At 51.7% G+C, this 23,710-nt stretch carries 15 protein-coding genes; all 15 read right to left on the minus strand.

Going from position 1 to position 23,710, the window contains the following annotated elements; all coding sequences use genetic code 11:
• Window positions 1–161 precede the first annotated feature (161 nt).
• On the minus strand, window positions 162–983 hold the full coding sequence (locus tag B1748_RS16155; RefSeq protein ID WP_483874416.1) for an aldose epimerase family protein: 822 nt from the start codon (window positions 981–983) through the stop codon (window positions 162–164).
• Between the two features lie 238 nt (window positions 984–1,221).
• Window positions 1,222–6,747 (minus strand): S-layer homology domain-containing protein, encoded by a 5,526-nt coding sequence (locus tag B1748_RS16160; RefSeq protein WP_179215618.1) that lies wholly within the window; start codon window positions 6,745–6,747, stop codon window positions 1,222–1,224.
• A gap of 92 nt (window positions 6,748–6,839) precedes the next feature.
• Window positions 6,840–8,510 carry an extracellular solute-binding protein gene (locus B1748_RS16165; RefSeq protein ID WP_256975711.1) on the minus strand — a complete coding sequence of 557 codons (1,671 nt, stop codon included), beginning with the start codon at window positions 8,508–8,510 and terminating at the stop codon, window positions 6,840–6,842.
• 105 nt (window positions 8,511–8,615) lie between these two features.
• Entirely contained in the window at window positions 8,616–9,494 is an 879-nt protein-coding gene (locus tag B1748_RS16170; protein WP_087568963.1) for a carbohydrate ABC transporter permease, read from the minus strand.
• Between the two features lie 18 nt (window positions 9,495–9,512).
• Complete coding sequence (locus B1748_RS16175) at window positions 9,513–10,469, minus strand: ABC transporter permease (RefSeq protein ID WP_373271280.1); 957 nt, start codon at window positions 10,467–10,469, stop codon at window positions 9,513–9,515.
• 305 nt (window positions 10,470–10,774) lie between these two features.
• Window positions 10,775–12,283, minus strand: coding sequence for a sulfatase family protein (locus B1748_RS16180; protein WP_087568965.1), 1,509 nt, complete (start codon window positions 12,281–12,283; stop codon window positions 10,775–10,777).
• 19 nt (window positions 12,284–12,302) lie between these two features.
• On the minus strand, window positions 12,303–13,316 hold the full coding sequence (locus B1748_RS16185) for a zinc-dependent alcohol dehydrogenase (RefSeq protein WP_256975713.1): 1,014 nt from the start codon (window positions 13,314–13,316) through the stop codon (window positions 12,303–12,305).
• A 24-nt stretch (window positions 13,317–13,340) separates the two neighbouring features.
• Window positions 13,341–14,489 carry a galactonate dehydratase gene (gene dgoD / locus B1748_RS16190; RefSeq protein ID WP_087568966.1) on the minus strand — a complete coding sequence of 383 codons (1,149 nt, stop codon included), beginning with the start codon at window positions 14,487–14,489 and terminating at the stop codon, window positions 13,341–13,343.
• The gene (gene eno, locus B1748_RS16195) at window positions 14,489–15,793 is read right to left on the minus strand and encodes a phosphopyruvate hydratase (protein ID WP_087568967.1); all 1,305 of its coding nucleotides are present in this window, start codon (window positions 15,791–15,793) and stop codon (window positions 14,489–14,491) included. The genes dgoD and eno overlap by 1 nt, the downstream gene beginning before the upstream one ends.
• Window positions 15,780–16,778, minus strand: coding sequence for a phosphotransferase family protein (locus B1748_RS16200; RefSeq protein WP_087568968.1), 999 nt, complete (start codon window positions 16,776–16,778; stop codon window positions 15,780–15,782). Before B1748_RS16200 ends, eno begins: the two co-directional genes overlap by 14 nt.
• A complete protein-coding gene (locus tag B1748_RS16205; protein WP_087568969.1) occupies window positions 16,775–17,827 on the minus strand; it encodes a zinc-dependent alcohol dehydrogenase in 1,053 nt (350 codons plus the stop codon). The genes B1748_RS16200 and B1748_RS16205 overlap by 4 nt, the downstream gene beginning before the upstream one ends.
• A gap of 3 nt (window positions 17,828–17,830) precedes the next feature.
• A complete protein-coding gene (locus tag B1748_RS16210) occupies window positions 17,831–18,661 on the minus strand; it encodes a fumarylacetoacetate hydrolase family protein (protein WP_087568970.1) in 831 nt (276 codons plus the stop codon).
• 140 nt (window positions 18,662–18,801) lie between these two features.
• Complete coding sequence (locus B1748_RS16215; protein ID WP_087568971.1) at window positions 18,802–21,267, minus strand: glycoside hydrolase family 2 TIM barrel-domain containing protein; 2,466 nt, start codon at window positions 21,265–21,267, stop codon at window positions 18,802–18,804.
• Window positions 21,268–21,271: 4 nt separating this feature from the next.
• The gene (locus B1748_RS16220; RefSeq protein WP_256975714.1) at window positions 21,272–22,114 is read right to left on the minus strand and encodes an MBL fold metallo-hydrolase; all 843 of its coding nucleotides are present in this window, start codon (window positions 22,112–22,114) and stop codon (window positions 21,272–21,274) included.
• 120 nt (window positions 22,115–22,234) lie between these two features.
• On the minus strand, window positions 22,235–23,701 hold the full coding sequence (gene aldA, locus B1748_RS16225; RefSeq protein ID WP_087568973.1) for an aldehyde dehydrogenase: 1,467 nt from the start codon (window positions 23,699–23,701) through the stop codon (window positions 22,235–22,237).
• Window positions 23,702–23,710: the final 9 nt, after the last annotated feature.

Below are 23,710 nucleotides of genomic sequence, written 5' to 3' on the forward strand. Positions count from 1 at the left end.
ATGTATAACCTCCTTTCTTGATCCATATTATTCATTGTAAAGGAATTAACGCACCTCCATATTTAACATTTCCGACTAGTTGTAGTAGGATAACTACTACTCTATAGACAACACTTTTCAATGGATTCGCTTGTGCACTTTGGTCATCTCACTGGAGATGTCTACTCCACCCACATACAAGTCTCGAACATCACACGCTCACCAGGGGCGATGCCTCTTGCTCCCGTCATCTCCGGGGGATAAGGCAGATTGTAGGCGTCAGTCAGACAGGTGTATGGCTCCAGACAGATCGACTCCGACCAATTGGGACGGAAGATAAGCAGATATGGAAAGGTGTCCCCAAAAGAATAGGCGATCGTATAGCCCTCTTCTAACATCTGTAGTCGGCAGACACGCTCCTCCCCCTCCTGAAGCTCCAGCATAGCTGCGCCAAGAGGGGCAATACGATCTAGCGGAAGCCCCGTCCGCAGCTCTGCCGCGCGTTCGGTATCGGCTGGGGTACCCGTAATGAAGGCGAAGCTGGAGATCGGCCATTCACTGGCTGCAGGCGCGTGCAAAAGAACTTGTCCGCTCGGCAGATTGAAGTAAGGATGAAGGCCGAAGGCGAACGGGGCCTCATCCTCGCCCTCATTGACGATGGCGCCATCCAGTCGGAGACGTCCACCTAACAGGGATATTGTCACGTTAAATATGAGAGGATGCGGGAAGTAAGCCAGCATTTCCTCATGATCGGAACAACGAAACCGAAGAACAACATACGCGCCTTGTGCTTCCGTTCCTCCCCGTTCCACTACCTCCCAGCTTCTGCGCGCCAGCTCGCCATGCAGATGGCGATCCGGCTGCTCATTGATAGGCAGCTGATAGAATCGTCCCTTGAATGTAAAGCTTCCGCCTTGCACGCGATTAGGCGGGAATAGAATGGGTGTGCCGTACATCGTTTCACTTGCTTTCAAGTCATGAATAGAGGCCGGCGCAGCTAACAGCTCTCACCCAGACGAATGAAACCGAATTAGATTCCCGCCCACCTCCGGCACAAGCTGCGCAAAATCTCCACGCTCTGTATCTCGCAGCTCGACAACCGAATATCCATCCTGAACTTTACAAATAACCTCATACCGATTCATGCTTCTTCGCCCTTTCTTCCTAAAATGCAAGAGGCCTCCATATAGAGGCCTCTCAACAATACTACTTATAGTTCATGTTCAAAAAGTTCTCTGTTGATTAGATTAAATCAGATTGCTCCAGAAGTCTACGAACAACCTCCGCGACTTCTGCTCTTGTGATAGCTGCTTTCGGAGCAAGCACTTGCTCGCTTCTGCCCAGCACGAGACCTGCCTTGATGCTGGCTGCAATGCCGCTCTTGGCGTAGGCTGCCGCCTCGGAGCCATCCTTGAAGCTGGACAACAGCTCATCCGCATCTATCATCTCTGCTACAGAATCAAGCCCCGTGAGCGCCATAGCTCGTTCCATGATGCTCATAACCTGCTCACGCGTGATGAGATCATGAGGTCTGAATTCACCATTGTCATAGCCGTGAATCAAGCCGTATGCTGTCGCCGTATTGAGATAGGCTTCATACCAGCTGCCTTGGGCAACATCCGCGTACACCGACTCTCCTGCCTCTGCCTGAAGTCCCAGAGCTCTTACCAGAATCGCGGCAAACTCGGCGCGGGTGATAGAGCGATCCGGCTCAAAGCGGTTGCCGTCAACCCCAGCTATGATCAATCTGGAGCCTAAGTCATTTACAGCCTGTTCCGCCCAATGACCGGATACATCCTGGAAAGCCACAGGATTCCAGATCACCGCGTAGGTGCTGTTCGTCAAGCTATTCATCACAGCATAATAGCTGCCATTCTGTCCCACCACTTTAGTTGGAATCCCTCTAACGGTTCCATCCTCTTCCACTACTACCCCCGTGGTGATCTCATTGGGATCCACGCCTTCCGGAATAAGGATCGTTCTCTCCACGAAGGAGTTGAATGTGTGAATCTCTTTTGTCTGATCCTCGTAAGTGTAGGTAATATGGAACTCTACAGGAGAGGCCACCACCGTAAATCCGTCTTGCTCAGCCGACTGCTCCAACACCTGCTGGGTTTCTTCATCGGCTTGACTGATCCTTACATTGATGATCAGGTCCTCCAGCGACACATCAGAGCCAAGCTCCTTGATAATATTATCCATTTGAAGCTCCTCAAGAGGAAGCTTGTAGGAGTAAGCGGCTGTTCGAAGCTCAAGCACCACATTTTTCTGCTGCAGATCCTTCACGATCGCCCCATTAAGCTTGCCATTCACAACAGGGGAGCCGCTCGCGTCAGGAATGGTAAGAACAGCGTTATTCGCTATAGTGCTCAGACTATTCTTAAGCAACTGCTGGTCGACCGTAATCGTTGTCACGATGCGCCCTGCCTCGTTCGTAGTAACCGAGCTTGCAATCTTGTCCAGCTTCTTGCCATCCACGAGAACCTCAGTGCTCGCTGCTGGCGGAGCTGTTGGCACTGGTACATGAATGATTGGCGGAGGAGGAGTCTCAGCTTGCTCCACCACAGTTACTGTAATGGCCTTATTTGCGCTTGCCGCTCCAATTGTGACGGTAGCAGTCAGCGTCACAACCTGATTCCCGCTTCCATGCTGAGGTCGAACCACCGTCCCGTTAGCCGCCACTGTCGAAGGATGGCTGGAAGCCCATGCCACGCTTGCTCCATGCAGGCCAGCAGAAGGCAATGCAATAGCTCCTGTTACGGCTTGCGCTGTGTCTCCCTCCGCGAATGTTAACGAGGCTGTCGATAACGTATTGGCTGCTTCGGCTGCCAACTGCTCATCTGTTGGCTGGACCGGACTGCTGCCTATCATGATGTTATCGAAAGCAAGCTTCGCATGTCCCACGGTTACAGCTGTAGGCTCAAATACATACAAGCGAATAGATTTCAGCATGGTGGTGTCAATTGCCGCAGTTCTTGAGAAATAGCCGTCTGCCAGCCAGCTAGCCGCAGAGATGTCAAATTCGGATATCGTAAGCGTTCGTGCTTGATTGGGCGCTATGGCAAAATAATAAATGCCTCTATTCCCTTGAACATCGGCAACCTCCACGCGTAGCTGGGCTCCTGTGTTCACGAGATTCGCAACATCCAATTGAAGCGGCTTGCTGCCCAGGCTCCAGCCCTCGTCAGGCGCAGTGAAGTCTATGCTGCCGGAATATTTGCCGCTCGTATCCCAATCGAATGCTGTGAAGGAAGTAAACTCCGCATGTAGCGCCTTACTGCCATGTGTCGCTCCCTGCTCCGATCTGGAAGATGTAATGACCTGATTATTGTACGAGTAAGGGACCTCTTCCTGGTCCTCGAAGGATACGAATAGACCATTCGGATTGACAGGGCCTGGCCCGGGGTCCGATACACTGCCAATTATTATATTGTCAAAGGCCAGCGCTGCATTCGTAACCGAAGTAGCCGTTGGAGAAAATACATACAATCGAATATTTTTAATATTCTCAGTATCAATTGCTGCACTTCTCGGGAAATTGCCGTCCCCGAGCCAGGTGCCTCCGGCAACGCCAAAATCAGCAATGCTGATGCTTCGGGAAGCATCTGCCCCCAGCGTATAATAATAGGTGCCTTTCACGTCAGAGGTGTCCGTAATTTCTACTCGCAGCTGCGTCGCGTAGCTTCTTAGATTTGTGACATCGAAGGAGAATGGAGCAGCTCCCAGGCTCCAGCCCTCCTCCGGCGCCGCGAAGTCCAGATTGGCCGAGTAAGAACCCGTCGTATCCCAAGCGTAGGATGTGAAGGTCGTAAACTCCGCTTGAAGCGCCTTGCTGCCGTCCGTTGCGCCTTGCGCGCCTGTCGATGCCGTCACAGCATTTACATTATGCGTATAGGCTGCCGCTTCTCCGTCCTCGAAGGAGAATTTGGCCCCTCGACTGCCGGTAGGCGACGATTTTGTTTTCGTATATTGATCAAAAATACTAGCCGCCTTGGCCAAATTTGCCAGAGCTTTTGTCACTTCGTCAGTTGCCGCCAAGGCATCCTGTGCAACAACCTCAGCTTTGGTTACTTCAATATTGAGCGTGTCGCGGTACTGCTTTTTCACCCATTTTTTACCCGGCTCAACCTCAGTGCCTGTTGACGAGATAATAGTAGACGCAAGCTTGGACTTAGCGTCCACAATGGGACCCGCAAGCGCGCTCGTGGCGACGCCTGTCGGAGCCGACTGCTCGTGGTACTCGATGATTTGTACGCTTGTTATATATCCGTCATCGTCCGGAAGTGAAATGTCAATTGTATTGTTCGCCAGAAGCTTGCTGGCATCCAGCTCAAATTCCGTAAAGGTCAGCAGGTTGCCAGGCTTGTTCGTGTAGGCTAGATCCTTGCTGAAGCTTTGCTTATTAGCCGTATCATTAGGATTTACAACCACTTGCATATCCTCCGCAAACCCGCTGCCCGTCTTGCCGAAGCCAATACGGAGAGTCGCTTTGGCGAGATTGGCAGGCCGCGCTTGAACCGTAAATTGAGCAGGTGTACTTATGCTTGTCGGCACCAGTTCCTGAGGAGCATATGCAAATTCTCTCTCCCATGTTTTGGTGAACGCCGGGTTGGAATCCAGCGTAATCTCGAATACGCTCATTTCCTGCACTCGCATATACACATTGTCCAAATCCGTTACATTCTCTTCTTCATAGGTCAGGTCGCCCTTCTCCAGGAAGAAATGCTTGCGCGTTACGCCAGCAATGTTGGCGTCTCCCGCGAACACATTCAGATCCAGGTTGACGCGCTGCGAATTCAGATTGTGAACCGCGACATACACCTTGTCATTGTAGCGAACCGCATTCGTGAAGACACGCTCTTGATCCGCTTCAGCAGGAAGAAACGCACCGCGATAATCCTTCCACATATCCAGATAAGCTTCCATTGGCGTCATTTCTTCCAATAATCCATTTTGTGCTTCATTATATTTGTAGAACGTACCCGTGGAGTTGGGGCGCCAGTTAATGATGGGATACAAGTACGGAACCAGCATGCCAATCGTATCGGAATAATTGATGAAACGCAGCATGTAGCCATTGAAGGCAACGAGCTTCTGGAAGTAGTCCGCGTCGCTTCCAGCCGTATTATAAGTGCCTTCCTCCGTAATATAGATGGGTTTTACGTTATCTGTATTCGCCATATGAGCATTAAGCAGATCAAGCACCGCTTCCAATCGTCCGCTCAGGAAGCCATCCGAGTTGTTTTCTCTGTCATGAATGAACAGGTTGGCGTTTTCATAGAAGTGATGCGAATACCAATCCAGCGAATCCTTGGTGTCATCCATAAATTTCAGTTGCGCACGTGCTTCATTGAAATCATTTTTCTCCAGATACATGAATGCGCTTGATGGTCCGCCGACCAGAACATCCGGATTCTCCGCCTTCACTTCAGAAGCTACCTTGTTATGGAACTCAGATAAGTAGCTCCACGCCTGCTCGGGCTCCGACTGTAAGAACCACCATTCCTGCGGGATCGTTGATTCGTTCTTAACTTCCACATACTTGGGACCCAGTCCGTCAAATCTTGTATCGATGCTTTTAATCAGCTTGGCTGATGCGTCGGCAGCAGCATCGAAGTTGGCACGGGACGGTGTACCAAAATGCTCCGATTGCCCGGAATCAGGGTCCTCCCACATCCACCTCGGCCAGCCATCCAGCGTCAGAACATAATCCTTGCCCATGGATGGATACAGACTTTCGAATTTGTCGATGGCAAGCTGACTCTTAGTATAGACTTGATTCGTTTCTGTAAAGTCTGCATATCCAGGATGCGTCGTATCCTCCTTGAGACCGGCCCAACTGGTCATCAACTTGTAATGAAACGCGCCGCGGCCGGGAGTAAATCCATAATCATGTGTCGTTCTGTGATAGGCCTCGTCTAGCACTGTAAATTCGCCGCCCGCTTGCTCTAATCCGATCGGACCGCTGTTCACATGATAACGCTTGAACACTTCCTCTGGCAGCTTATTGAGGCCGTTCATGCTTAAATTTGTGAGCGCATCCACATCAATGGACACATTCAGAATATCCTTGTCTCCTCCAAGAACGGTCCATGCGGAAGTATCAAACTCCAGCGGAACGCCTTCTTCTTCCCAGTGATAGACGCTGCGCAGCGTTCCGTTTCCGACGATTTTCATTTTGTAGCCTTCATAGATAATATCGCCGTTCGTATCCTTAATCAGCCAAGGATGGGTAATCCCCTCCGTTGGGTTGTCTTCCTGGAAGCCCATCTTCGTATAGTTTGTATATAACCCGGTTATGCGGTCATTCCAGCCACCGTTCTGGAATACCGTCCACTGTGTTTCCACACCATTGGGATCAATGACAAAAAGCTCCATCGTTTGCGCAACGGTACCCTCGAAGCGCACGTCACCGAACAGACGCCACACTTTCGCATTCATTACAGGAATATCAATCGTTACTTCGCCACTAATCTGCAAATAATGCCCATCCGGGTATTGCAGAAAGTTAATGCGCTGAACGCGGCTCTCGCCGTTAATGCTGTTGAAATACGCCACCGCATTATTGCCGAACTTATTTTTGTAATGCTCGGCAACGGCTGAAATTGTATCGAAATCAGCCTTGTCGGTTCGAATGTTTACAGGAAGCTCGTCGCTTGCCTCTTCTGCATAACTGACCCCCCCGGCAGTAGCAAGACAAGATACGATCAGTACGGCCGCACTCAAAAAGGCAGTCAACCCTTGTTTAATTTTTGAATACGCTTTCAAAATTGATGCACCATCCCTTCTATTCATGCGTCGAAAGTGGAGAGCTTCCCCCGGGAACAAGAATACCAGGGAAAGCTCTCAGTTGTTTGCGATTATTGTTGGGCACTCTTAAAGCGGTCGTACGCCGTTTGATAAATGTTGATCAACTCGTCAATCTTCATTTTTTCCAGATCGGCCAGATATTTGTCCCATTCGCCGTCTACTCCGCCTTGAAGCAGCCACTTGGCGCTTGTTTGGTTCACGTAGCTGTTAATGTCAGTATCCAGCACTTTAATTTTTTGAGACTCCTCAGCCGTGAACAATACGCCAGGAAACGTCTCCGATGTCATATAAGGCAAATAATTCTCTTTAATGCCATCTGTCTTCACTTTATCCTTGTCAGCCATAGCAAGACGAGTTCCATACGTATTTTCTAAAATAGCATAAGGAGCTTCAACTGGCGCCGTCTTGAATACATATTCGTCCGTTGTCATGCCAGCCGGCGCTTCCTTGAGCGTCAAGGTGCCGCCTTTGTCTTCCAATGTTGTTCCGATTGGTCCCCAGCCTGCTTCGATCGACGTATCCGTTGCGTAGGACAAGTCAATCCACTGCATCGTAAGCTCTGGATGCTTGTTAGCGGCTGTCATCGAGAATGCAAAAGGATTCACGCCTTGATTATTATTCAAAGACTTTCTCCACACTTGATCGCCGTTTGGTCCTTTCAGAGCTGGAACCACCACATACTTCGGATCATTGTCGACACCGACAACCGAGAAGGCATTCCAAGAGAAGAATCCGCCCAGGCGCTGCTCTGTTCCGCTTCCTTTGCCCACTAGCTGATTGCGGTCCTGCGCAAGACTCTCTTTATCAAACAATCCATCCTTGATGTAGGTGTGGAAATATTGAATTGCTTCCTTGTACTCCGGTTCCTTCGCAGAGAAGACCACCTTGCCATCTTCGACGAAGATATGGTTGGCAGAATCCGCTCTGCCGAAGCTGCCGAACAACGAGCCGATGCCCATTACGTTATAATTCGCGAAATCCCACAGGAAGGAGAATGGAATTTCGTCATTTTTGCCATTGCCGTTCGGGTCCTTTGTCTTAAATGCTTCCAGAACGATCCGCAGCTCATCCGTAGTTGTCGGAACGGCAAGTCCCAGCTTGTCCAGCCATTCCTTGTTCAGATACATCATGTCGGGAGAGAGCCACAGCATCAGCTCGCGGATGCTTGGCAGCGAATAGATATGGCCATCCGGCGCTGTCAGCATCGCTTTGTACTTCGGATTCTGTTCAATCAACGCCGTCAGATTAGGCATCGTTTCCTTCGTGATGTATTGCTCCAAAGGAACCAGCATGCCTTGGCCGCCATAGTTAATCACGTCATTGCCTGTCAGTGCAAGTGTGCCGTAGAACGCATCCGGCAGCTCGCCGCTTGCCAGAATCAGATTGCGTTGCTCCTCGCATTGCGCAAATTCGATGTCTGTCCATTCAATCTGCACATTTGTTTTCTCTTCATATTGCTTGAAGAAATCCATTTCCTCGAACGGCCCGTTGTTAGGGTGCTTACAGGTTACCATCTCGAGCGTAACCTTCTCCGCTAACGGGAATACACCTTGCTCAGCCCCTCCGTCCGTTGTTTCAGGCGTCTTCGACGCTTCCGTTTGATTCGGCTCCTTGGATGGCTCCGCATTTTTAGTGTTGTTTCCTGCACAAGCACTTAGAACAGATAAGCTCATAATGACTGAAAGAAAGGATACCAACAGTTTTTTTCTCCGATTGTTCAAATCGATGACCTCCTAATTTTGCATTCGTATGCGCTTACATTAACTACAGCAAACCAACAAAGTTGTCTGGCATGCACCTCCCTTCCGTTATAACGGCTCCATCCATTACCCCTTGATGCTTCCTATCATGACGCCTTTTACAAAATAGTTCTGCAGGAAAGGATACAGAATAAGCAACGGCAGCGCCGCAATAATAATCATGCCGTATTTGATTAGTTCCGCCGCTCGGAGTCGGTCCCCCATGGAGGACAGGTCCGTCATCATGTCGTTGCTAATCTGATTCTCGATAAGAATGGATCGAAGCACGAGCTGCAGGGGGTACAGCTCCTGGTCCCGCAGGTAGATCAATGCGTTGAAGTAGGAATTCCAATGCGCAACGCCGTAGAACAACACCATAATCGCAATAAGCGCCTGAGACAGGGGAAGCACCATTTTCCAAAAAAACTTGGCATCGGAGCAGCCGTCAATCTTCGCCGCCTCCAGAAGCTCATCCGGAATCGTAGACTGGAAGAACGTTCGAGCAATGATGAGATTCCATGCGCCTACCGCATTGGGGATGACCATCGCCCAGACCGAGTCAAGCAGGCCAAGCTCCTTGACCGTTAAGTAGGTAGGAATAAGTCCACCGCTGAAAAACATCGTGAACGTAATAACGAGCATAATCGTACTGCGGCCCTTCATATCCTTCCGCGACAGGGCGTAGGCTGCAGGAAGGGTCAGACATAAATTGATAATCGTTCCTAAGATTGCGTATACAAAAGAATTTTTGTAGCCCACCCACAAGTTGTCGCTGTCCAGTATCTTCTTGTAGCCCTCCAGACTGAACTTCTCCGGCCAGAACAGGGTCATCTGAACAGCACCAGGGTCCGTCACTGAGGCCAGCACAACGAAGTAGAGGGGGTAGACAATAATGGCCAATCCGGTCAAAATCAACAGCATATTCACTCGATCGAACCAGATGTCTGCTAGACTGCGTTTAAACATATTGAACCTCCCCGTTTCTTACCATAACGATGTATTGGAAGCTTTTTTGGCAATTTGGTTGACTGTGATGAGAATGATGAAATTGATAATTGAGTTGAACAATCCTACAGCGGTCGAGAAGCTATATTGCGCGCCAACCAGGCCCGTCTTGTACACATAGGTGGAAATAATCTCCGATGAGGGCAGGTTAAGCGGCGTTTGCAGCAGATAGACCTTCTCGAAGCCGAGACTCATAATATTGCCCGTGCTCAGAATTAACAGAATAACGGCCGTCGGCATAATGCCGGGGATATCAATATGCAGAATCCGCTGAAATTTGTTCGCGCCATCCACGACCGCCGATTCATGGAGCTCGGGACTAATCGTCGTAAGCGCTGCCAGATAAATGATCGTGCCCCACCCTGTGTTCTGCCAAATCTCCGATAGCACGTACACGGGCCTGAACCAGTCGGGATCACCCATAAAAAATACCGGCTCGCCGCCAAACAATCCGATGAGCTTGTTGATCATGCCCGTATCCGGCGACAGGAATAAAAACAACATGCCCGCAATAACTACCGTCGAAATAAAGTGAGGCGCATAAATGACGGTCTGCACAAACTTCTTGAACCTCTTGTGCATGAGCTGATTAAGCATCAGTGCGAGTATGATAGGAGCTGGGAAGCCTACAACGAGCTGCAGGACACTAAGCTTGATCGTGTTCAAAATAATTCTCGTAAATTCGAAGGAACGGAAAAAACGTTCGAAATGCTCCAGACCCACCCATGGACTGCCCGCTATGCCCTTGAAGGCCAGGAAGTTTTTGAAGGCAATCTGAATGCCGTATAACGGCACATAATGGAAGAGCACGTAATACAAGACAGCGGGAAGCACAAACAAATATAGCTGGTAACTCTTCAGCAGCCTTGAGGCTTTTTGCTTCAATGGCGTCCCGCGCTTGATGTCGGGTATGTCCAGCTGCCGGACTTCATTCACATTTTCCACAACAAGCACTCCTTCTTTCTGTATTAGCCGGTGATGGAGACTGCACTTTATGAACACTCACCTAATTACTCAAGCTCACCCCTTCCTTGCAAGCGATTACAAATCACTTATAAAAATGATGAGTTTTCGAAACTACTATTCAACATTATGACTAGCATACTAATAATCGAAACTCGTTTCGTTTTTATTATAATTCTGCCATTACATTACGTCAATACCCTATGTAAATGGAACAAATAGAAAAGCTGTCCAGAAAAGTGATGTAACCACTCTTCCAGACAGCCCAGGCCGGCCGCTTATGCTCCTGTTATCCGAAGTGTATCGAAACGGTCGGTACGAATCAGCTCCCGCAGAAGCTGTTCTGTCATCATACAACGAACGTGAGCGTATTCAGGATTATTCCATAGATTATTTTGCTCACGAGGATCTGCCGCCAGATCGAACAGCAGCCCCTCATCGGAATTTATATACACTGTTAATTTATATTGCTCCGCAACGAGTGTGCGCATTCGGGTCGTCTCAGGCGCATACCAATCCTCATCGTATTCCACGAGTGCCGGACGGGCAGGCAGTTCCTTGCCCTCTTCGACGGCAGCGCGCAGACTGCGCCCCGGCAAGCCAAGTGGCGGTGCGCTGTATATGCCGCGCATATCCATGACAGCCTGATCAATACCAGCGAAGTCCAGAATGGTCGGCACGAAGTCCAGCAGACTCACGACGCGGTCACGATAGACGCCCTGCCTAATAGCCTGGGGAACTCTCCATATATACGGGACATTCAGTAGCTCCTCCCAGGGCCACTCTGCCTTGGTCAGCAACCGGTGGGAGCCCAAATATTCTCCATGATCGGCCATGAAGATAATGATAGTGTTATCATAGAGCCCCCGCTCCTTCAGCTTGTCCAGCACCTCTCCTATACAGCTGTCCACATGCGAAATCATGCCGTAGGTCTGTGCTAATATGTTCCTCAGCGTGGCTTCATCGAACTGCGAGTGCCCAGGATGAACGGTCCTTAAGCCTTTTAGCCAATCGATGGAATCCGCTTCTTCATTCCAGTCCTCCGGCAACGTCAGCGACTGCGGATCATACATCTCACTATAAGGACGGCAGGCCGCGAATGGATGATGCGGATCAGGGAAGGAGCACCAGAGATAGAAGAGATCCTCCTGCTGAAGACCTTCCAGGAATGCCGCTGAGCGTCGAGCTATCCAACGGTTGTAATGCAGCGGTTCAGGCAGGTCAATCTTCCAATTCTGCTCGTACAGGCTATTCTTCTCGTAGGCTCCCGCCCGCAGCAAACGCTCCTTCCCTCCCGGCAGCTCCTTCTCCAGCCATGTCAAATAATCGCCGTAGCAGTCGACATGCCCGCCTACATGCTCCGTCATCTGATAGCCGTAGTAATCGATTGGCAGCGCGGTAATTTCTCCAGCCTCCCACCGCGCTCTGCTCTCCCATGAGAATGCCATCTCCTCGCCCTTGTTGACGGAGCCGATTGGCTGATGATGAAGCTTGCCTATGGCATGTGTCCGATATCCAGCCTTTGCGAGCGTCCCCGGCAGCGTAGGCAGCCCTTCAGGGACAGCATTGCCATTCGTCAAGCAGCCGTGCTGCCTGGGAGTGAGGCCTGTCAGCAAGGTTGCACGCGAAGGCATACATACGGGATTGTTGCAATAGGCTCTGGTGAAGGACACGCCTTCAAGTCCCAGCTGATCCAAGTTCGGCGTATGCACGTCTGGATGGCCATGCAGAGACATTGTGCGAGCTTGCATCTGATCGACAACAAATACGACAAAATTAGGCTTCATTTATTAACGCCCCATTCTTTTAGCTCAGATCTAACAATATTTTGGCTACGGAGCCCGGACCGCTCAGTAGCTTGTCAAAGCATGCCTTGCCATTCTCCAGCGGCTCATGCACAGTCCATCTCTCCAGGCCAGTGCCGCTCTCTTCGATCCACTTGAGCGCGATTTGAAAGTCGATTGGATTATAGCCGAAGGAGCCCAGCATCGTGAGCTCGTTGCGAATAGCGGTATTGACGGGCACAACACTGTCTGCCGTATGAAGACCTGAGAACACCACTCTACCGCCTGGTCTGGCGATACCCATACACTGCTGCCTGGTGGCATCGATGCCGACAGCATCCACGCACTTGTCGAAGCCTCGCGCCGGTGTCACTCTGGCCAGATCCTCATCACAGGAGACGGCAATACCTCCCATTGCCCTGACAATGCCAAGCCTCTCCGCATTTAAATCCATAACCGCTGTATGCTGAACGCCATACCGCTGCGCAGCCCGGAGCACAAACAGGCCAATAGGCCCAGCACCGGCAATGAACAGACTGTCTGATGGCTCCAGCGCGGCCAAGCGGGCAATACGAACCGCACAGGCAAACGGCTCCGCTAGCGCAGCAGCGTCTAATGAAACGGATTCAGGAAGCACGTGAATGTTCCCGGCAGGAACAACGGCATATTCGGCGAACGCCCCTGGCCTGCCTGCTCCGACAAGACTTCGCTTTGGACACAGGTTCGCCCTACCGCTGTAGCAATCCATACAGATCCCGCAGGAGATCAGAGGATTAGCTGTCACCCGATCACCTGACTGAAGTCCCTCCACTCGGGTGCCAGCCTGCTCGATCACTCCCGCAAATTCATGCCCCATCACAAGCGGAGGCTTCCTGAGCGAGTTAAGTCCCAGATAGCCGCTCAGCTCTGAGCCGCATATGCCCGCCCAGTGAACACGTACAAGCACCTCGTGTTCCCCGGGCTGGGGAATCTCCATGGTACGAAGCTCCAGCTGCCGGGGACCTTCATACAATAACGCTCGCATCGTTTCAGCCATACTTTCTCCCCCTGTCCTTCTTATTTACCATTCCGCGTAGGAGCCGTCTTCGTTGCGCCAGATAGGGGAATGCCAGTTATGCCCCTTTTTGGCCGCTTCTCTGACCGCAGCTTCATTGATTTCAATACCGAGGCCAGGCTTGCCGGACATGCGCACATAACCCGCTTCATATTGGAATACATCCGGGTCCTTTAAGTAGCCGAGAACATCGCTGCCTTGATTATAATGAATGCCTAACCCTTGCTCCTGAATAACGAAATTCGGCGTGCAATTGTCGACCTGGAAGCATGAGGCCAGCGCGATCGGTCCAAGCGGGCAATGCGGCGCCAGACTGACATCGTATGCTTCCGCCATAGCTGCGATCTTCTTTGTCTCCAGAATACCGCCTGCATGGGAGAGGTCTGGTTGGATAATATCTACATATCCATCCTGTAGCAGCTGCTTGAAGCCCCAGCGCGTATACATACGCTCGCCCGTTGCAATCGGCGTATTCGTCATTCTAGCAATGTCCCTCAGCGCTTCGTTATGCTCCGGCAGCACAGGCTCCTCAATAAACATAGGTCTGAACGGCTCCAGCTCCTTTACAAGAATCTTGGCCATCGTCTTATGCACCCTGCCATGGAAGTCAACCGCAATGCCGACATCCGGCCCCACCGCAGCCCGCACAGCCTGCATCCGCTCAACGGCCTGGTCGATCTTCCTATAATCGTCTATATAATGAAGTTCTTCCGTTGCGTTCATTTTCAGCGCCTTGAAGCCCAGGGCAACCTGCATCAGGGCATGATTGCTCACATCGCTTGGCCGATCTCCGCCAATCCAGGCGTACACCTTGATCTTGTCGCGTACCGAGCCGCCAAGAAGATCGTAGATCGGCGCGTTGTAGTATTTGCCCTTGATATCCCATAATGCCTGCTCGATACCTGAGATCGCGCTCATGAGGATGGGACCGCCCCGATAGAAGCCGCCGCGGTACATGACCTGGAAGAGATCCTCGATCTTCAGCGGATCCTTCCCTATCAGGTAATCCTTCAGCTCCTCAACCGCCGCCCTGGTGGTGGAGGCCCTGCCTTCCAGAATGGGCTCGCCCCAGCCCTCCAAGCCCGTGTCCGTGCTGATCTTCACAAACAGCCATCTAGGCTCAATCTGGAACAGCTCTATATCCGTTATCTTCATTACTCGAACCTCCCTTGAAATGCGGCCCTTCCCGCATAATGCCTGCCGATATCTTCATGAATTCGGAGCAGCTGATTATATTTGGCGAGCCGCGAGGAACCAGCTACAGAGCCGATCTTAATCTGACCGCCGTTCAGCCCCACTGCAAGGTCCGCCAGCGTATAATCCTCAGTCTCGCCGGATCGAGCAGATATAACGGTTAACAAGCCCGAGGATTCGGCGAGCTTGATCGCCTCCACAGTCTCCGATAACGTACCGATTTGATTCATCTTTACAAGAACAGCGTTGCCCGCCTTCTCCAGAATTCCTCTCTGAATTCGCTCCCGGTTGGTAGTAAATAGATCGTCTCCCACTAGTTGGATCTTGTGGCCAAGACGTTTCGTAAGCAGCACCCAGCCGCTCCAGTCCTCTTCAGCTAGTCCATCCTCAATCGAGATTATGGGATACCTGTCTACCCATGACTCCAGCAGCGCTACCATTTCTTCGGACTGCAGCATTCGATGATCCGCTCCCAGCCGGTATATACCCTTATCCTCTTCGTAGAAATGGGAGGCTGCAACATCTAGTGCAATCGCCATATCATCTCGCAGCTTATAGCCGCATGCTTCGATCGCCTCGCACAATATATCCAGCGCCTCTTCATGACTGCCAAGGGCAGGTCCGAATCCCCCTTCATCCGCGAGCAGGCGGGATTGATAGCCCTTGGCTGCTAGAAAGCGCTGCGTACGGAAGTAAACGGCAGATATCATTTCCAGAGCCTCCGGATAGGAGGAAGCTCCTACCGGCATAATGAGAAAATCCTGTATATCAATATTGCCCCCGGCATGCAAACCACCGCTAATGATATTGACCATAGGCAGCGGTAGAGCAGGCGTATCTCCTTCAGCTAGAAACCGGTTGGCGAAATAGCGATACAAGGGCAGGCCTTCGGCTGCCGCTTGGGCATGAGCTGCTGCAAAGGATAAGCCAAGAATCGCATTGGCCCCCACTCTCGATTTGTTAGGCGTGCCGTCAAGTTCTACAAGCAGCTGATCCAGCATATGATGTTCTCCCGCCTCGACACCTGCAACAGCCTTCGACAGCTCATGATTGATATGGTCAACGGCCTTCCGTACTCCCTTGCCCTGGAAGCGTGCAGGCTCGCCGTCCCGAAGTTCCCATGCTTCGAATCTGCCTGTCGATGCGCCTGACGGGACCATCATACGCCCGCGATGTCCGCTCTCCAGGACAACATCGACCTCTACGGTTGGGTATCCCCGTGAATCCAGTATTTCTCTCCCGATAACATGTTTAATTTTGGCCATGGCCGACCCTCACTCCCAAACCTTGCGCAATTACTTCTCTTGCCTGCTCCTTGCTCGAACTTAACAACCATTGCTTGCCTAACCAACTTACATGCTCCATCATCGCGGCATTCGTGATGTACTCCACTGGCGATTTGCCATCTATCCTTGCCAACAGCATAAGGCCTAGATGCTTCATGAGTCCTGAAGGGACGGCACCATAACCAGATAATAACGCTTCAATGCTCCGCCTCGCATCCTCCTCACGCCCGTATGCTATTCCCTTCAGTACGAGATGGCCGATACAGAAGGCCAGATCGAACACCGGGTTGCCCCAATGTCCGACCTCATAATCAAGTAATATGACCTCATCATATCCCGCAACCAGTATGTTTTTGGGCGAAAAGTCGCCATGCACAAAGCAACGGCCAACCTCCGTCACTTCCCGCTTCAAGTCCTCAATAGGGCCAAGCAGCTCAGGGTATTTCCTGGCTAGTTCATTATGGAACGGATCGATGCGCAACTCATCAAAATACTTCATATCCTGAAGTGAATCGATGCTCTCCATCGGAAGGCTTCGGCTTGCCACATGCATCCTCCGCATCATCCTTCCGACAGCCTCTGCCGTTTCTGTCCTGAAGTGTCCCTCCTGCAACTGTGACTTCCAGGTTACCGCTCCTTCTGGCGCGCAGGTCATCATATATAGATACGCATCCTTATCCTGATAGACGATTGAGGGAACTTGACCAACATCCAGCAGGGGGTACATGGCGAGCATCGCCTCCTGCTCCCGTTCAATTCTAGCTACATCTGAGAACCATTCCGATTGAACCTTTAACTGAGGAAGAGCTTGCTTTAACACCCATCGCCCCCGGACTGTTACAATCTTCCATACCTGACAGCTTACGCCTCCGCTAAGTTCGGTAATGACACTCGGCTCGTCAGCGGTCAGCCACTCCACACTCAGCAGGTAAGCTCTCACCTCGTTTGCAGACCCCAGAATCATGGTGCCAACTCCTCTCCATCATGTAGCATGACGATTTTGACTGTTGGCTTCGTCTTGTTCCGCAGCGCTTCAAAAGCCTCCTCGTATTGGTCAATAGAGAAGCGATGCGTAATAAGCACTTCCAGCTCCAGCTTGTGGGCTTCCAACAGCTTCAGCGCTTGATGCCAGGACTTCGTCGTATAGGAGAAGATGCCATGCACAGTCAAATCTCTCAGCATCATATAATCGCTCTCCACGACTAGCTTCTTGCCTGTTCCAGCGACACCAGTCAGCACAATATGGCCTCCGCTGCGCGCCAGCTCCATGCTAAGCCTGACCGCCTCTTCACTGCCAGATGTCTCGACAATGAGGTCAGCGCCTTGCCCTTCTGTCCATACTTGGATGGCGGCGTGCACGTCCATAATGCGGCTGTTGACGAAATGCGAAGCGCCGATTGTTCGTCCTAGCTCCAACTGCTCATTCCTCCGTCCGATCAGACAGATGGAATCCACGCCGAAAGCTTTCAATAGCTGTACGGTCAACAAACCAAGCGTACCAGGTCCAATAATAACCGCTTTCATTCCAGGCTGAATTGGCGTTCTCGTAATGCCGCGAAGCACCGTCGCAGCCGGTTCGATTAATACAGCAGCTTCATAGGAGACTTCAGCCGGGATAAGATGGACGGCTCGGGCAGGAACAATGACCAACTCCGCCCCGCCGCCAGGGCGGGTAAAGCCAAGCTGATCATATTGATGGCAGAGATTCGTCCGACCTTCTCGGCAGTAGGCGCAGCTGCCGCATGACAATAAGCCTTCGGCAATGACCCTGTCCCCTGGCCTGACGCTTGTCACCTCGGTGCCGCATTCTACGACTATTCCGCTCCATTCATGTCCAGGTATAACGGGATACTTCACGAAATCGGAGGAAATCTGCCCTTCATAAATTTCGAGATCCGTCCCGCAGATGCCGACGGCCTTGGATCGAACTCGAACATCATGAGGACCTAACGGCTGGGCCTCCATCTCCTCCAGTTGCATATGATGCGGGTTGCGGATAACCAAGGCTTTCATCGATCAGCATCCCTTCATGACATTGGTCAAGGCTCCGAGCTTCTCAATTTTAACGGTGACGACATCCCCGTCCTTCAGCCAAACCTGACGTTCTTCCGGATAACCGGCCACCACGCCCTCAGGCGTCCCGGTAAGAATAAGGTCGCCAGGCTCCAGCGTCATATATTGGGAGATGTATTGAATAATTTCTGGAACGGTGAAAATCATGTCTCTCGTGTTCGAGCTCTGCCGCAGCTCCCCGTTTAGATATAGCTTAATATCCAACACGTTGGGATCGCCTACTTCATCCGCTGTGACAAGATAAGGGCCAGCCGGACAGAAGCCGTCTAATATTTTGCCAAGCATCCACTGGCTCGTACGCATCTGAAGATCACGCGCAGACAGGTCATTGACGTTGCAGTAGCCGAATACGACATCCAGCGCTTCTTCTTGTTTGACGTTTCTGGCCGTCTTGCCGATCACGATGCCCAGCTCAGCCTCGTAATCGTATTTGACCGCTTGAGCGGGAAGCCCCACTTCCGCTCCATGTCCGACGGGGCCATTGGAGAATTTGTTGAACAGAATAGGCACCTGAGGTACGGGGAGTCCCGCCTCCTCCGCGTGCTTCTTGTAATTAAGACCGATGCAAATAATTTTTTTCCCTGCCGGTATGGAGGGTGCGAACACTACCTCTTGCTCCGGCAGCCACTCACCATGGCTTGCAGCGGCAAGCTCCGTTGCATCAGCCCTTCCGGCAATAACGTCCTCCAGGCTCGCTTCAATCGGCAGAATCCCTTGCTCTCCCGCAACCGCGCAGGTTAACTTGCCCTCTAATTGAATGTGTACCAGCTTCATTCTTGTTGCCTCCTCATGGGATATCGAATTGATAATAGAATCGTATCACGGCTTATCCCGCAAATAATTGAAACAATTCGCCATATTGTTGGATTTTTCCGATTAAAATCGAAACAAGTTTCTATCGACTCGCGCGAGGCCTATTCGACAACTTTAACCTTACAGGTATTGGATACGGCTTGGATAGAAGTGCAAATCGCCTTTATCGCAAGCTCGCCTGGCTTGGTGCCCTGTACAAGGAGCAGTCCTCTGCCCAGCTCTGTCACAAGGCTTGTGCTCTGATAAGGCTGCACATTGTCAGGGCTGCCATTGTCTACCCCAAGAATGCGGCATTCACCCTCCACCTCGAAGGCAAGCTCAACATTTTGGTTCGTAATGGCATGCCCCTGTTCATCCAATAGCTGAACGGTTACATGAACGACATGATCGGGATGAATCTGGAGGGTGTCCTTGTCCACAAGCAGCTGAATGGTATGAAGAGGGCCTACCGTATGAATACTGGCAGAGGTTGATTCATCGGCTCGCTTGCCGACAGCTCGCATCCCTCCTGCGGCATAAGGCACTGCCCATTTGTAGATATGGTCCTCGAACTGCTCCAGGCGTTTGGCGGCAAGCAAGGTGTCGTTCAAATACAAGGAAACCTCTTCGCAATTGGAATATACCTCGACCACAACCAGCTCTCCATCCCTATAGTTCCAATGGGAATTTACGTCATGCCAGAACCACACTCTCTCCTGCCAGCCGCCAGGCACCTTCTCCACCAGCTCACCGGCCTCATTCAGGCGATACAAGGATTCCTCCAAAGCCTGCGTGACGAGATGGACATGCGGCTCTTCATTCCATAAGCTCTTGAACATATGATAGGAAGGCTTCTGGAACCCGGCGAAATCCAGCAGACCAAGATTGGAGCCCTTCCGCGGCCAAGGCTTCTGAATGGCTTCGCCCATATGATCGATGCCTGTCCAGAGGAAGATGCCTGGAATATGCTCTCTCTCCAGCACCGCCTTCCATTCATGCCACTGGGCTACATTCTCCGTTCCCAGTATCGGCTTGTCGGGATAATGCTGATGTCCGTAATCATAGATCACCCGGCGGTAGCTGTACCCTGCAATATCCAGCTCGTCGATATAGCCCGTTTCGTAGCTTGCGCTGGGCAGAATGCAATTCGCTGTAACGGGTCTCGTTGTATCCAGCTCCTTGGTCCAGCGTGTCAAGAGCCGGGCTGTCTTGTCAATGTCATAGGCGTCTCTTGGCAGCCCCTGAATGATCTCGCGAATTTTATCCTTGCTGTTCGGCGGAAGTGTCCAGAAATAATTGCCAGATGCATTCATGCCGAAGTAGCCGGTCGCTTCATTATATTTCGGAAACGTCCATTCAATTTCATTGCCTATGCTCCATTGGAAAATACAAGGATGGTTCCGGTCCCGCAGCACCGTGTCCTGCAGATCCTGCTTGGCATACTCGCGGAAATATTCGGCATGCCCCCGCGTAATATAATCCACCCGCTGCTCCCCGCCGTTGCTGCGCTTATCCTTCGGATTATCCCATTCATCGAAGAACTCCTCCTGCACCAGGAAGCCCATCTCGTCGCATAGATCCAGGAAGTCCTCCGAGGCTGGGTTATGGGCTGTCCGGATGGCATTGCATCCGCATGCCTTCAGCGTCTCCAGCCTGCGTCTCCATACATCCAGAGGCACCGCCACGCCAACAAGCCCGCCATCATGATGCAGATTGACCCCTTTAATTAACGTGTTCCTTCCATTAAAAAAGAAGCCTTTGTCGGCATCGAATCGGAACTCTCGTATGCCTATACGATCCTCTACCGTCTGGATGGTCCGTCCGTCTCCCACTACCTCAACAATTGCGCGGTACAGCTTGCCATCATGAATTTCCCATCGCTCCGGATTCGGAATCTTCCATTCCATCTGAAGCTCCTCTGATTGATTACCTGCCAGAGAGCAGCTCACTCTCTCCTTGGCTGCAAGCTGACCATCCGGTCCGAAGAGGCTGCCGATCAGTTCCGCTTGCTGCAGGCCCGCTTCATCATTCCGCAAGGTGATGACCCCACGTACAACAGCAAACGCATCATCGACGACCGGCGTCGTGTAATAGGTGCCCCACACGGGGATATGAAGCTTAGGCATAATATGAATGGCTGCCTTCCGATAAATGCCGGAGCCCGTATACCATCTGCTGTCCGCGTAGCGGGAATGATCGACCTTCACCGCAATGAGATTGTCCTCGCCCTCAGCATGCAGGCAATCCGTTATATCCACCAGGCATGGCGAATAGCCGTAGGGATGGAACCGTACAAGCTGCCCGTTGCAATAGATGCTTGCCCGATTATAGATGCCGTCGAAGTTGATGATGATCTTGCTTCCGATCATCTCAGGCGTGGACGTGAAGCGCTTGCGATACCAGCCAATTCCCCCGGGCAGATAGCCGGTGCAGGCTTCCCCCTTCTCCTGATCAAACGGGAACTCCACACTCCAATCATGGGGCAGATCCAGTGTTCGCCATGAGGTATCATCCGTTGCCAGCAAATGGGGAGACTCCGGCTCCCCCAGCATAAACTTCCAGTCCTGTATAAAAGGAATTCCTCTCATCTCGCTATCTCTCCCTTGGTTCATTCTCATTCATAAATGCGAAGCTCGACACATAGATGAAGCGTTCCCCGCGCGCCAACAGATGACACTTCTGCTCCGGATACTGCTCGTATACATACTGCACGAACGAGCCCGGCTTCTCTGTATTCCAATCGAACGTATCATAATGAAGAGGGATCACGGTGTCCGCGCCAATCTCCCAAGACAGCTCCGCTGCCTCCCGATAATTCATATTGCCGGCAATATTCCGGCTGGCGCGATAATAGTCGCGTCCATTAATAGGCAGACAGGCTACATCTATGCACGCACTCCGCAGCCGTGCGGCCAATCCGTCATAGACCAGCGTATCTCCCGCATGATACAGGGTCACGCCATTCAATCGGATGACGTATCCGACATACCGATGCTCCCCGCCAGCGTCAACCTCGAACTGCTCATGCATGGCCGGTATAGACCATACTTGAAGCTGATCGCCAAGCAGCGACAGAGGCTCCTCTGTATGGGCATTGAAGACACGATGAGGCGCAAAGCCAAGTTCCACAATCGTGCTGGCGCAATATTTGGGAGCGACAACAAGGCTGTCCGGGCTGCTATGACAGATAACCTTCATCGTACCGGCATCCAGATGATCCTCATGGTCATGCGTAATGAGACTGACAGCAGCATTCGTAATATCGGCTGGAACAAGCGGCGGCTCATACAATCGCTGGAGACCCAACTTGCTCCTCACATCATCGGATACGAAGGGATCGAAGTAGAGAAGGATGCCGTCCCCCTTCACCACAATGCTCTCCTGGCCCAGCAGCCAGATCGCAAGGGTGCCGTAAGGCGGAGTTGTTGCATTCATTTCGTCAATCAGCCTCTCATTAGCTCGTATGCGCGAGCCTTGCAGCATTTATCCTTCACCACCTATTCCTAATAAGGAATCAGCCTGCGGTCGGTAGACCGCAGGCCAATCTGACGACAATTACTTATAATTAATGAAAACAGTTCGCTTCTGCATGTACCCCTCAAGTCCATATTCGCCATCCTCACCGCCAAGACCGCTCAGCTTGTGACCGCTGTGGTAGGCTTGCATGCAGCCCGACATACCTTGGTTGACGAATACAGTGCCTGCCTGAATGACGTCAGTACCGTGCATCATCTTTTTGATATCGCTCGTGAACAGATAGGCGGCCAAGCCTAGTTCACTTGCATTTACAATTTTGATAGCCTCTTCGAAGCTTTTAATTTTTACAATCGGCAGCACCGGGCCAAATATCTCCTTCTGCGCAGCTGCCATGTCCGGCTTCACATCAACAAGGACAGTCGGCTCATACCAATAGCCCTTATCGAAGATGCCGCCGCTAGGACGCTTGCCTCCAAAGGCTACCTTGGCGCCTTGGGCTACCGTTTCTTGAACAATGTCGTCAATTTTTTGCAGATCATTGCCATTCGCCTTAGGCCCCATCGTTACAGTGCTGTCGAAAGGATCCCCCACTTTAATAGCCTTCATATGCTCCAGAAGCTTGGCTGTGAAGGCTTCGGCCACCTTCTCGTGAACAAGCACCAGCTCATTGCACACACATACCTGCCCGCAGTTCGCGAATCGGGCTGAGACAGCCGCTGCCGCCGCTTGGTCAATATCAGCATCCTCCAATACGATGAACGGGGCTTTGCCGCCCAGCTCCAGAGACAATGCGGTAATGTTGTCGGAAGCCGCCTTGTAGATCTGCTGACCCGCGCGTACGCTGCCGGTTACCGTTACCATCTTCGTAATTGGGCTGCTCACCAGAAGCTGTCCCACCTCCGCGCCTGTGCCTGTCACGAAGTTCGCAACGCCAGGAGGGAAGCCTGCCTCATGAATCAGGTTAAAAAACTCGGCCGAAGCGATTGGCGTAAGCTCATGCGGCTTAATGATCATCGTATTGCCCGTCACAAGCGCCGGTCCAAGCTTCCTGCCGATCAAGGCCAGCGGATAGTTCCATGCGCATAAGCCAATAGTGACGCCATATGGCACCTTGCGAATCTGCAGCATCTCGCCTTCCTTATTGGAAGGAAGAATATCGCCTTTAATTTTGTTGGCGGATTCCACGGCGAACATCATATAAGCCATCGTATCTTCCACTTCTCCGAGCGCCTCACGATACGTCTTGCCCTGTTCCATCACCAGCAGCTTGGCTAGGAACTCGCGCTTCTCCTTCACCTTCTCCACCAATTTGACCAAATAAGACGCACGCTTCACGGCAGGCAGCGCCTGCCACGCCTGCTGCGCCCGCTCGGACGATTCCAGCGCCTTCTGCACATCCTCGGCAGAGGCATCGCTTACCCGTCCAATCACCTCTTCATTCGCCGGGTTCTGCACCTCAATCAGCCGATCCGATGATGCCTCCACCCATTGACCGTCTATATATAAACGATAATAGTCTTGTCCATTGCGATTGCCCTTCATCATTGTGCTCCA

This window comes from Paenibacillus sp. MY03, assembly GCF_002165585.1.
GTDB classification, from domain to species: domain Bacteria; phylum Bacillota; class Bacilli; order Paenibacillales; family Paenibacillaceae; genus Pristimantibacillus; species Pristimantibacillus agaridevorans.